Consider the following 12,090-nt stretch of genomic DNA (forward strand, 5'->3'; position numbering starts at 1 on the left):
CCTCCCTACTACTATACTCAGTCTTTATCAAGTTTGTGTTAAGCTAACGCTGGAAATGCTGACTGGCTCTTGTTTCTACGCAATTCTAAATATAATAATAAAGCGTTAACATCGGCTGGGTTTACACCACCAATACGTGCAGCTTGACCAAGAGTGAGTGGTTTTACGTGAGTTAGCTTTTCCCGTGCCTCTTTAGAAAGGGTATCAATTGTTGTATAGTCTAAATCCGCAGGTAACTGGCGGTGCGCTTGGCGGGCAATTTGGTCAATCTGATTTTGTTGCCTAGCGAGATAGCCAGAATACTTGATGTCAATTTCTGCGCCTTCTTTCTCAGCGCGGTTGAGATTGGTGTTTCCCAGCCCGAACCTGTCGAGGTCAACGTAATGAAATCCGGGACGGCGCAGCAAGTCATTGAGGGTAATTGAACCTTTAATTAATTGCTGGGTATTAGATGCGATCGCTATTCCTATTTCATCATGTTCTTTGACTCGTGTGGCTTGCAATCTTTGCTTTTCTGTGGTAATATTGGCTTGCTTTTGGGTAAATAGATCCCAACGGCGATCGTCAATTAAACCAATTTCCCGTCCCAAGGGTGTCAGGCGTTGGTCGGCATTATCAGAACGCAATATCAATCGGTACTCAGACCTACTGGTGAGCATCCGGTAAGGTTCGCGCAGGTCTTTTGTACACAAGTCATCAACTAGCGTCCCAATGTAACTTTGCTCGCGGGCAAAGACAATCATTTCTTGAGAGCGAACAAATCGAGCTGCGTTAATTCCCGCTACAAGCCCTTGAGCAGCAGCTTCTTCATAACCTGTGGTGCCGTTAATCTGCCCAGCACAAAACAATCCAGCAATCTTCTTAGTCATCAGTGTGGGGTAACACTGAGTTGCAGGTAAATAGTCATATTCCACAGCATACGCTGGACGCAGCATCACACATTTTTCCAAACCGGGGAGAGTCCGTAACATTTGCAGTTGCAAATTTTCTGGTAATCCTGTGGAAAACCCTTGGATATAAAGTTCGGGTATATCCCGTCCTTCTGGTTCAATAAAAATTTGGTGGCTTTCCTTATCGGCAAAGCGGACAATTTTATCTTCAATACTGGGACAATAACGCGGCCCTTTCGCTTCCACCCAACCGCCATAAACTGGCGACAGGTGCAAATTTTCCTGAATTAGGCGATGGGTTTCGGCGGTTGTGCGGGTGATGTAGCAAGGCATCTGTTCCCGTTCTACCCACGCCTCTGGGTCAAAGCTAAACCAGCGTACATCTTCATCGCCTGGCTGGATGAGCATTTTACTATAATCTACCGATCGCTTGTCTACCCGGGCTGGGGTTCCAGTTTTGAGCCTTCCAGTTTCAAATCCCAGGCGATTTAGGGTTTGTGTCAATCCTTCAGCCGCAAATTCTCCTGCACGTCCGGCTGGCATTGATTTGTTACCAACCCAAATTTTACCCCCCAGGAAAGTGCCAGTTGTCAAGATGACTGCTTTACACTGGAACCCGACACCAAAATAAGTTTCAACGCCGATAACTTCACCGTTAGCGCCCAGCACTAAGTCTGTTGTCATACTTTCGCGGATTGTCAAGTTTTCTTGGTTCTCGACAATATTCTTCATCACTGCTGCATATTCGCGCTTATCTGTCTGGGCGCGTAATGCCCAAACAGCAGGCCCCCGTGAAGAGTTGAGGATACGTTTTTGTAGGTAGGTGCGGTCTGCTACTTTACCAATTTCTCCGCCGAGTGCATCTACCTCATGAGTCAACTGAGATTTAGCCGGGCCACCCACTGCTGGGTTACAAGGTTGCCAAGCGATTCTATCCAAGTTGAGCGTCAATAGCAGGGTACGACAACCGAGGCGTGCAGAGGCGAGAGCTGCTTCGCAACCGGAGTGACCTGCACCGACGACTATGACATCAAAAGCGTCTTGGAATTCAACGGAATTGTGCATGGTCATACTTACAGGATCAGCAAGCTTAGAGTTCTTTTCAATTTTAACTGTTCCAGTGGTTTCATGGATGTAACTTTCTGATAAAAAAGTTATCAAAATTACTAGTACTAAATTAAAGACAAGTTTCTTTTTTTTAACTTGAGCGATAAGTCAAAAATATAATGTTTTTAAAATTTGTGACAACCTTCCGGGTTGTTTATAAAAACTATTGTTCACATATTTAGCTATTAGCACTCATTTAATTGAGTGCTGGTAGATGTTAGATATGTTTGAACCTATAGTTTAATTTCAATGAATAATTTTTGCTTTTAAGTTATTAGCAAAAAATATTTTACAAAAGTTTATTAATTTTATTTTTTAACCAATTCAGCAACTATTTATAAATGAAGCTTACCATTACGAAAACAAAAAATATTACTAGAGACATCAGAAAAGCCACTTTCATCAGTATAGTTATTTTGATGATTTTTGTATTAGTAGCTAGTAATGAGATTACCCATCAGAAAGTTGCTATAACCGCCCAACCATTAAACGGATGCTTGAGTACTGATTCGTTACCTTGTACAGATATCTTTAAAAAGACGACATCAGAACCATTTCTTCCCGATCCAAAATTAAATGCTCAACAGCGTTTCTTATCTGCGATCGCTAGGAAATTACCTACAGTTCCCCAGCCTGGTACTTATGAATATATTTTGCTGCGAAACTATGGCGCAGTCTTTGTAAATCAAGATGTCGGAATTAAACTACCGCAAAAAAATATTTTTGCTAATGAACAAGAAACCCAAGAATTTCAAGGTAGTTTAACAATGAGTCATGTTGAGGGCACTAAGGATTGTTATTTACAAAAATCGGCGGCTGATGCTTTAAATAAAGCGCGAATCCAGCAACAGATACCACTAAAATCTGGTTATGGTTCTGGTGATTGTACTCGCACTTTCAATACGAATTTAAGATTTTGGCACAAATATGCTAACAATCAGGTTTTGGCAAAAGTTCAACAGGGCCAAGAAACAAAAGTTCTCGGTTTAGTTGCACCTCCTGGAACTTCACAACATCTTTGGGGATTAGCAATTGATTTACGCGTAAGTAGTAAAGAACAAAGAAAAGCTCTTAATCAAAATGGTTGGTTTCAAACTGTACAAAATGACGTTCCACATTGGACTTATGTGGGTTTAACTGAAGAGAATTTACCTCTGTTTGGTTTTAACAAACAAGTCGTCCAAGGTATTACTTATTGGATTACACCACTTTAATTGTTAGATAGCTTGAAAACTTGGGAATACTAAACTTAAATGTGTATTGTCAGAGATTTAGCTATGCCAAACGAAGCTGCTAACCAAGAGCAAGCCTTCCTGATTGAATTATTAAGAGCAACTTATCAAAATCAGGAAGTATATCCAATTCTGCAACAGAATTTAAGCAAACTCAATGATAACTTAGCTTTCATATTGCGGAAATGGGTAAGCGATCGCTTTGCTAAAGAACCTGCCATTGCTATTAATTTAGCCAGAGTTATTATCCAACTAAGCACAATTATTCAAGGGTTTGAACAAGGTAGCCTTGCAAGTAATTTGGAAATTGCAATTGCAGGTTATGAAACAGTTTTGCAAGTGTGTACCCGTGAGGCTTTCCCTAAAGAATGGGATGTCGTCCAGCAAGCTTTGGTAACAGCTTATCAGCAACGCCAGCAAATTCTTTCCAGAACCATTGGGGAACTTCGAGAGCAGACTATTCAAACCCAGACTCAAATCAATACATTAACTGAGCAATTACAAGAAGAATTACAACAAGCAAAGCAGCAAGTCAATGACTTAAAAACAACAATTACACAGTTAAAACAGGAAGAAGGTAATTCTGAATCAAAAATAGAGATAACATCTTTAATAGCTGAGTTTAAAGAGTTAAAGCAACGTCAGGATCGTGTAGAGCAGTTTACTACAGTTAACATTTCACCTAAAACTGAGCAGTTCAACACAGCTATTTTTTATGATATTGAAAACTTAACAATGGGTAGAAACAACCCTAACTTAAAATTTTCTCTAAAAGACATTCAAACAAATTTGGAAAACACTACCCTAGTTAATAAAATAGCTATCCAATGCGCTTATGCTGACTGGAGTGATTTTCGATTAAGACCGCTCAAGAATGAAATTCAAGAACTTGGCATAGAAGCAATTCAAATTTTTGATTATAGTCACAAACGGAATGCAGCAGATATGCAACTAGCCATTGATATCATGGAATTAGCCCAAAGCCGTCCTACACTGCAAGTTTTCGTTATTGTATCAGGTGATGGTGCATTTGCCGCTTTAGCTAAAAAGCTTCATGAATATGGAAAGACTGTAATTGGATGTGCTTATGAAGGACAAATTAATCGTATTCTCAAGTCTGTTTGTGATTGCTTTATACCTATACCTGATCCCCAAGGAAAAATAGAGGATATTCCAATTAATGAAGTAACTAGAGAGAGTTTTTTAAATGATACTATTTTAGTAGTAACTAATAAAGTTTTGCAGGATTTAAAGAATAATTTTGAGCAATTAAGTCAGCTTAAAGAAGGTGGTATTCTTCTGCCTAAGATTCACACAATATTGAAACATAATATCCCAAATTTTGACCAAGAAAGAGAAAAACATGGTTATAGGTTGTTGAAATTTTTGTTAAAGAAAGCCATTGAAGGAACAGATATTTGTCTATCGAGTGATAACAATAAATTAATTTTGAGAGAAACGTTAACTTTAGGCTCTAATGGCTCATCAAATAAAACTTTAAATTGTGGTAGCCCTTATTTAAGGGCTAGAGTACTTACTACAAACTCCGTTAACCTGTCATAATCCCGTTTAGCAGACTACTAGTACAGCACGACCACAATTAGACAGGCTTACCCTGAGTATAGGACTCATATTTGATTTTTGAAATATACGTAGGGTGTGTTATACCGTAGGCTAACGCACCAAAATCATAATTAAATAGATTGAATAAATTTAAAAATAAAGATCCAGTTAGTCTTTACAAAAAGTACAGGTAGTTTGGCAAATAAAACTTTTTTATCTTTAGCTCCGTTCTTCAACTCTTGCAAAAACTACTTTTACAAGAGTTGAAGAAAGAGTATCCTAACGACTGTTATTCATTAACAATCGTAAAGCCTTCATAATCAACGACTCCACTCACAGCATTTGGTAAATTAACGTTACCAAGTAAGGTGGCGGTTGCAAAGCCAGCACCATTAGCACCACCAGCACTACCTAAACCTAGACCTGATGCAGCAAGTTCATCTTGGTAGCCTGTGATCTCATACACAGCGCCAGTTTCCGCCCAACCGATCAATCTTTGAGAACCCAAGTTAGTAAATGACAACCCAGAATCTGCGTTGAGATTCAAAGCTTGCCCTGAAGCAGTTCTCAGCGCAATCGGCGCAGATAGCTGACCAGTGAGCAAATCGACTTTGTAAAGCTGGTTCCCATCTCCATCATTAGTCCTGAAATCGCTAGCAAGAGCGCGAGTATTACCAGGATTGAGATTGTCGATAGCTAATCCATCGGCAAATTGAGAGTTGGTAGGTTGAGTTCCTTGTCTTTGTGCAGCAGTAGTAGCTGGGCCAAAGTTGTCTACAAGGCTAATAACTCCAGGGGTAGCTGTAGTAATTCTATAAAGAGAGCTTCCTACTGGCCCATTTGCGGGATTCGGATTCCCTGAAATGTTGTATAAAGCACTACGATTAAAGTCAGCACCTGACTCAAATCCAAAACGACGGTCAGATCCTGTACGAGTTGGTGAGGTCGTGGCTGGAGCAAAAGGCTGATCTACATTATTAACGACAGTAACAGTTGGATCAATTGGTGTTGTAGCACCAGTGACCCGTGCTTCGTTAACTGCACCTACCCTTCCGGTAATGGGGTTAGTTCCCAAACCTTCTAGATCGGCGGTAGTAGCATTAGCTGCAAGATTGACTGTACCTACTCTTGTAGGAGTAATAGAACCTCCAGGCCCCGAAGGGATCAAAAAGCGGTAAACGTCAAGTTGCTTGCCATTACTAGCGTTGCCGTCACTATCCTCTCCAATGGTATAGCCGTAAAGAGCCATGAGAATTTTCTCCTTGTTGAAACCTGTTAACCTTTTGGGAACATTCCAAATATGCAGTATTTCAAATGTGCAAATTTGTATGTGGCTAAAAGTCTTTAACGACACAAACAAAGCTAACATTTGCAGGCTAAAAGTTAAACCTAGTCTGCATTATTTTAACTTTGCTTATATAGCCTATAACCTTGCCAAATTGAAACACTACTAAACCTTTGACTGTAAACAGGTAAGGACAACTTAACTCAATACTGTTATAGTTACTATTTGCTCAACGAATAAAGAGAAAAGAGTATTTGATTTGCCAATTTAAAGTCAAAGTTTAAGGTTAAAAAAACTGTATTTGGAATTATCTTAGTAAGACTATATTTGAGTAATGTTAAGATTTCATAATATTTCGGTTAAATCTAATAGTTACTAATTTATTTTATATACTGATGTAAGCATAACTCGACTGTTTTAATAGCTATTAAACGATTTAATCTTCGCAGGCGATCGCTATTGGTCTTAAAAATTACGCATTGGCAGGAAATACCAAAAATAGATGTTTTAAAAATACATCTGTCTTAGGGATAATTTATTAATTACCCGTACAGTGCGGGTGTATTTACCATCAAAAAATGGCCAATAAAAGCCTCAAAAAACCAAACCTATTTTAGTAAATGCTTACCATCATTAATTTCTACAGTGCGTAAGTCTTAGTCCTATTCACTTGAAAGTACCTTTAACAAAAAGATTAAAGGGCAAAGGTAAAAATAAAATCTCATCTCTTTTCCTTTGCCCTTTAACCGATTCTGCAAGAACTCTGACGTAGTTATCCAGAAGCTAACAGAAATTGGTGCTTAACATTTTACTGGCGATGCCTACGGCGGCAAGCTACGCAATCCAATTTCTTTTTGTAATGTTTTATTTGTGGAAAACCTTTGCGCTTTGATACTTCTGCTCCTAATCTATGGGCGACAGTGGAACAAGGCTACCTTGAAGTAGCTCTCAAGGAAGGATTGGGTGAGTTTAACGGCAGTGGCTATTTTACCCTGAGCGTTAGCCCCTAGCTTAATTTTCCAGACTGCACAGTTATTTTTGCCCTGCTGCATTAATATGTCAAAATAAAAATACCCGATACATCAAGGTGAGCGATCGCTCCAAAAGCTAGATTAAAGGATTGACCTGAGCAATGGCAGACCCAACCAATCACAATCAAGCGGGAGAAGTAGCTCCCAGCACAGTTGACCAGCAAGCTCCCAGTGTGGCTGAAGAACACGCTCCTAGTACAGACTCACCGGAAGCTACAGACCTTCCTACTGCTAACGCACCAGATCCTAAAGCTGCAAACCCCGAAGATAACCCTAATGCTGCTAAACCAGCTGCTGCATCACCCAAGCGAGAAAAACCCGCCGCAGCCGCAACCGGAGAAAAACCCGCAGCCGCAGCTAAAGCCGCCAAAAAGGAAAAAGCCCCATCTGTTGAAGATAAGCCATTTGTCGAGTTCATCGAGCAAGACTACTTGCCAGCTTTACAAAAAGCGATCGCTCAAGAAGGTGTGAAAGATTTACAGGTGTCTTTTGCCAAGCAAAAAGTTCCAATCACTGGCTTTGAATCCGCCGAAGAATGCTGGCAAATTATCGGCAGTTGGAAACAAACTGGTCTACATCAGTTTAATCTGTATTTCCCAGAAGAAGATATTCAAGGGAAAAAGGGATTTTCCTGTAATGAAGGCAAAAAACCTAGCACTCTTGAGTCATTCTTAATCGATGAGCGCAAAATTACCCTCGATTTGTTGGTATATGGCTTAGTTCAGCGCTTAAATGGTCAAAAGTGGTTAGGTATAAATTAGTCATTAGTCATTAGTCATTAGTCATTGGTTTTTTTAACAAAAGACAAAGGACAAATGACAAAGGACAATTTAAAGTTCATGGAAATGGTAGATAACGGCTCCAGTATTGGGGTCGTTATCTATTTTCACGTAACCTGATTTGTACATCTCATTGAGAGTAGCTTCCACTTCAGCAAAGCTAGCTCCCGTGAACTTCACGCCTTGAGTAACAGTTAAAATACCACCTTTGTTTTCTGCCGCTTCGATCAGTTTAATCATCAGTTGGTTGCCTGTTGGGCGGTGGACTTGAGAGGCAACTACTGCTTGATTTAACGGCACACCGAAGGGAGATACACCTGCTTTTAGTCTCAGCTTGTGTTCGTAGTTGTTAACCATATCGGTGATGAAGAACAAATCCACGATCTGCCCTATACCAAACACACCACCAGTCAACAGCCACAACAAACCAGTCCCAATCTTGCCATTGTAGAAACGGTGCAATCCTCCCATCCCGATAAATCCGACTGCACACAAGATATAAGAGACAAGAAGTCGGTCTTTATGCTGATTGTTTTCAAGATTCATCTTGCTTTTCAACCCTTTGGATTTGCTCTTGTTGTCTAAGATGGGTTTTCCATGTTGTAGTAACAACTACAGAAAATTACTGAGATAGTAGTGCTTTAAGACTACAATAAGTGCGTGCTATTCCACTTGTTTGAAACAGTGCTAATCACTGAATACGTTTATTTGACTACTAATCCACGATTCTTGGTTCCGTAAATATTGAATGATTGTTGCAACTCTTAATCTTTTGCTTACAAATTTCTAACCCGCACCTTGGTAGACTGAACTTTATACAATTGGATTATTGTCGGCTGTTACGCCTTAACAGAGCTTTACCCTTGGCTTTCTGGTGAGGCAGTCCGATCTTCTCCCAAAGGGAAAGGCTAGCGCCAACGGGGTTTCCCCCATGAGGAACTGTCGTTAGCGTAGCGGTAGCAACTGTGCGTAGCGTCACCCGAAGGGTTTACTTAAGATAATAAAGACGAAAGAGCAATCAAGACATGGTAGATTCCCTCAAAAAACCAGGCTTTGAAGAAATCCGGCCAGGGATTAAAGTCCCGGCAAAAGAAACCCTATTAACACCTCGGTTTTATACTACCGATTTTGATGAAATGGCGCGGATGGATATCTCCGTCAATGAAGACGAGTTACAAGCCATTCTCGAAGAGTTCCGCACCGACTACAACCGCCATCACTTTGTTCGGGATGCCGAGTTTGAACAATCCTGGGATCATATTGACGGGGAAACTCGTCGGTTGTTCGTTGAGTTTCTAGAACGCTCGTGTACGGCAGAGTTTTCCGGCTTTTTGCTGTATAAAGAACTTGGCCGTCGCTTGAAAGGCAAAAGCCCGGTCTTGGCAGAGTGTTTTAACCTGATGTCACGGGATGAAGCACGTCACGCTGGCTTTTTGAACAAAGCTTTGTCGGACTTTAATCTGTCCCTAGATTTAGGGTTTTTGACTAAGAGTCGCAGTTATACCTTTTTTAAACCGAAATTCATCTTCTACGCTACTTATCTTTCTGAGAAGATCGGTTATTGGCGCTACATCACCATTTATCGCCATTTAGAAGCACATCCCGAAGACCGGGTTTATCCAATCTTCCGGTTCTTTGAGAACTGGTGTCAGGATGAAAACCGTCACGGCGATTTCTTTGATGCGATTATGAAATCCCAGCCGCAAATATTGAATGATTGGAAAGCCCGGCTCTGGAGTCGGTTCTTCCTGTTGTCGGTGTTTGCGACAATGTATCTCAATGACATCCAACGCAAGGATTTTTATGCCACCCTTGGATTGGATGCGCGAGAATACGATATCCATGTAATTAAGAAGACTAACGAAAACGCAGGTCGAGTGTTCCCATTGATGCTGGATGTAGAGAATCCAGAGTTTTATCAACGGTTGGATACTTGTATAAGTAATAACGAGAAGCTGGGTGCGATCGCTAACTCCAGCACTCCCAAATTCCTGCAAATCTTCCAAAAACTGCCGCTTTACATTTCCAATGGCTGGCAGTTATTGCGGCTTTACCTGATGAAACCGATTGATACTGTTTCTGCTCAAGGGGCAGTTCGTTAAGTTATAACAGGTTTGCAAAAACTTTAGTGGTTCTGCTGATTGCAGAGCCACTTTTTTTGTCCTAAATATTACAGGTAATTAGTACTGCGATCGCTAAGGGACTTTCAAGTAAAAAATATACCATTGCTATAGAGGCAGAGGGGCAGGGGGCAGGGAGCAGGGGGAGGGGAAGTCGTAGTGAAGTCTAGAAATTGGATAATTTATTTTTTGGAGTTCCCTAATCTTGTAGATTGGGTTGAGGCTCAAAAGCATCGATTTGCAAAAGTCAATTGAAAACACAGATGGATACAGATAAACACTGATATTTATCTGTATTCATCTGTATTCATCTGTGATCGTCTAGTTTCAACGAAGAAGCAGGAGAAAGAGATCAGCCCCAACAATTGGAGACGCTACGCGAAGGGTAAGTCAAAATAATTTCCCCCTGCCCCCTGCCCCCTGCCCCCTGCCCCCTGCTCCCCTGCCTCTTTTTCAACACCTGGGAATTAAACGATTAAGCTTGTTGTATATCTGGACGGCCATCTTCAACCACAAATGAAGCGCGTTTACTAATTGTGCCAAATGGGGTTGTGACATTTGACATAACTAGATAATCTGACTTCCAGGTTGTAGGAGTCAGCGCACAACGAACATATCCCCGTTGACCGTTGAAAAACTTAATGTGTGGGTTATCTGGTAAGTAAGCTTCAACGGTGGGATTAGTATCTGCTCCATCACCACCGGAGCTAATTGAGGAACATACGAATTCACTACCAACGGTGGCGGATTCTGGGTTATCAAAGTTAGCCTTCAAGTTCATCGCCCAGTGGGAATGCACATCGCCTGCCAAGGATACTGGATTAGAAGGGCGGCGCTGTCCGAGGAAAGCCATGAGGCGATCGCGCGAAGCCACATAACCATCCCATTTATCCATGCTGTAAGTTCCGCCTGCTCCTGGTGTCATATCTCTTTGAGCAATCGGAACCTGCTGCGCCAAAACATTCCACTTAGATTGTGAACTCTTTAAACCATCATATAGCCAATTCTCCTGCACCTTACCGGTAATCGTTGCATTCGGATCTAAGTTTTCTGGACAACGTTCTTTAGTACCATCACCACAGGCCTGATCGGTACGATATTGGCGGGTATCTAGGACATGGAAGGTGGCTAAATTACCAAAGGAGAGCCGACGGAAAAGTTGCATATCAGGGCCAAAAGGACGCGAGAAGGGGCGCAGTGGCATGTGTTCGTAGTAAGCTTGATAAGCAACAGCCCGGCGTTGAAGGAAAATTGCCTGAGCCTGATCTGGTTCAGTATCAACTTGGGAGATGTTGTTGGCGTAGTTGTTTTCCACTTCGTGATCATCCCAGGTAACAATCCAGGGAAAGGCTGCATGAGCAGCTTGGAGATTGGTATCGGTTTTATAGAGGGCGTGACGGTTGCGGTAATCTTCTAAGGTGAGAATTTCTGAACTATTGTGTTGTCTGGGGACATTGTCTGAGATTCCCCCTTCATAGATGTAATCACCAACATGCACTACTAAATCAAGGTCGTCCTGTGCTAGATATTTGTAGGCAGTATAGAATCCCTGCTGATAGTTTTGGCAGGAGACTAGACCAAAATTAAATTTACTCAAATAGCTATTTTCTAGAGGCGCTGTCCGAGTCCGACCAATAGGGCTAGCGTCTTGTCCAACAAGAAAACGATACCAGTACCAAGTATTAGATTGGAGTCCTTCTACCACAACTCTAACTGAATGAGCTAGTTCTGGAGCTGCAAGTACCGTACCTCTGGAGACAATGCGCCTCATGTCGGGATCAGTTGCTACTTCCCAGCGAATTGGCACATTAACAGGTGGCATTCCACCTCCGTTTAAGGGTTCAGGAGCGAGACGAGTCCAGATCACTACGCTGGTAGGATAGGGTTCACCCGACGCTACACCCAAGGTGAAAGGATAATTAGAAAATCTGCTTGTAGCGATCGCTCTTTGAGGAGAAAATTGGTTAGCGATCGCTAAACCAGACAATGCTCCTGCCCCGATAATTAAGTTCCGTCGTTTCATTCGACTGTGCAGGAACTGCTCAAAATTCCGGTAATCTACCATTGTTTACTCCTGGGTAAC

At 41.5% G+C, this 12,090-nt stretch carries 8 protein-coding genes and 1 pseudogene; 5 read left to right on the plus strand and 4 right to left on the minus strand.

The window, feature by feature from the left end; translation table 11 throughout:
- Positions 1–38: 38 nt before the first annotated feature.
- Complete coding sequence (gene mnmG, locus LC608_RS04590; RefSeq protein ID WP_229552567.1) at positions 39–1,961, minus strand: tRNA uridine-5-carboxymethylaminomethyl(34) synthesis enzyme MnmG; 1,923 nt, start codon at positions 1,959–1,961, stop codon at positions 39–41.
- Positions 1,962–2,338: 377 nt separating this feature from the next.
- On the opposite strand from mnmG, the gene LC608_RS04595 reads away from it, so the two are divergent.
- Both LC608_RS04595 and LC608_RS04600 read left to right on the plus strand, forming a co-directional pair.
- On the plus strand, positions 2,339–3,211 hold the full coding sequence (locus LC608_RS04595) for a D-alanyl-D-alanine carboxypeptidase family protein (RefSeq protein ID WP_229552397.1): 873 nt from the start codon (positions 2,339–2,341) through the stop codon (positions 3,209–3,211).
- A gap of 63 nt (positions 3,212–3,274) precedes the next feature.
- Complete coding sequence (locus tag LC608_RS04600) at positions 3,275–4,792, plus strand: NYN domain-containing protein (RefSeq protein ID WP_229552398.1); 1,518 nt, start codon at positions 3,275–3,277, stop codon at positions 4,790–4,792.
- A 289-nt stretch (positions 4,793–5,081) separates the two neighbouring features.
- Here the strand turns inward: LC608_RS04600 and LC608_RS04605 are convergent, their stop codons facing one another.
- Positions 5,082–6,041, minus strand: coding sequence for a water stress protein WSP1 (locus LC608_RS04605; RefSeq protein WP_229552399.1), 960 nt, complete (start codon positions 6,039–6,041; stop codon positions 5,082–5,084).
- 759 nt (positions 6,042–6,800) lie between these two features.
- Here LC608_RS04605 and LC608_RS04610 point away from each other — a divergent pair.
- Both LC608_RS04610 and LC608_RS04615 read left to right on the plus strand, forming a co-directional pair.
- A pseudogene (locus tag LC608_RS04610) lies at positions 6,801–7,070 on the plus strand (hypothetical protein); the annotation flags it as partial.
- Positions 7,071–7,209: 139 nt separating this feature from the next.
- Positions 7,210–7,869 (plus strand): DUF2996 domain-containing protein, encoded by a 660-nt coding sequence (locus tag LC608_RS04615; protein ID WP_229552400.1) that lies wholly within the window; start codon positions 7,210–7,212, stop codon positions 7,867–7,869.
- 69 nt (positions 7,870–7,938) lie between these two features.
- Here the strand turns inward: LC608_RS04615 and LC608_RS04620 are convergent, their stop codons facing one another.
- The gene (locus LC608_RS04620) at positions 7,939–8,433 is read right to left on the minus strand and encodes a TM2 domain-containing protein (protein ID WP_229552401.1); all 495 of its coding nucleotides are present in this window, start codon (positions 8,431–8,433) and stop codon (positions 7,939–7,941) included.
- Positions 8,434–8,912: 479 nt separating this feature from the next.
- On the opposite strand from LC608_RS04620, the gene acsF reads away from it, so the two are divergent.
- Positions 8,913–9,989, plus strand: coding sequence for a magnesium-protoporphyrin IX monomethyl ester (oxidative) cyclase (gene acsF / locus LC608_RS04625; protein ID WP_190731574.1), 1,077 nt, complete (start codon positions 8,913–8,915; stop codon positions 9,987–9,989).
- 493 nt (positions 9,990–10,482) lie between these two features.
- Here the strand turns inward: acsF and LC608_RS04630 are convergent, their stop codons facing one another.
- Positions 10,483–12,072 (minus strand): alkaline phosphatase, encoded by a 1,590-nt coding sequence (locus LC608_RS04630; protein WP_229552402.1) that lies wholly within the window; start codon positions 12,070–12,072, stop codon positions 10,483–10,485.
- Positions 12,073–12,090 lie beyond the last annotated feature (18 nt).

Source organism: Nostoc sp. XA010, from assembly GCF_020829625.1.
GTDB lineage: Bacteria > Cyanobacteriota > Cyanobacteriia > Cyanobacteriales > Nostocaceae > Nostoc.

What these genes read in the sequence shown, in the direction of transcription:
- LC608_RS04620 (WP_229552401.1), bottom strand. Translation starts at nt 8,433, where the DNA reads ATGAATCTTGAAAACAATCAGCATAAAGACCGACTTCTTGTCTCTTAT.
- LC608_RS04595 (WP_229552397.1), top strand. Translation starts at nt 2,339, where the DNA reads ATGAAGCTTACCATTACGAAAACAAAAAATATTACTAGAGACATCAGA.
- LC608_RS04605 (WP_229552399.1), bottom strand. Translation starts at nt 6,041, where the DNA reads ATGGCTCTTTACGGCTATACCATTGGAGAGGATAGTGACGGCAACGCT.
- LC608_RS04600 (WP_229552398.1), top strand. Translation starts at nt 3,275, where the DNA reads ATGCCAAACGAAGCTGCTAACCAAGAGCAAGCCTTCCTGATTGAATTA.
- LC608_RS04630 (WP_229552402.1), bottom strand. Translation starts at nt 12,072, where the DNA reads ATGGTAGATTACCGGAATTTTGAGCAGTTCCTGCACAGTCGAATGAAA.
- LC608_RS04615 (WP_229552400.1), top strand. Translation starts at nt 7,210, where the DNA reads ATGGCAGACCCAACCAATCACAATCAAGCGGGAGAAGTAGCTCCCAGC.
- acsF (WP_190731574.1), top strand. Translation starts at nt 8,913, where the DNA reads ATGGTAGATTCCCTCAAAAAACCAGGCTTTGAAGAAATCCGGCCAGGG.
- mnmG (WP_229552567.1), bottom strand. Translation starts at nt 1,961, where the DNA reads ATGACCATGCACAATTCCGTTGAATTCCAAGACGCTTTTGATGTCATA.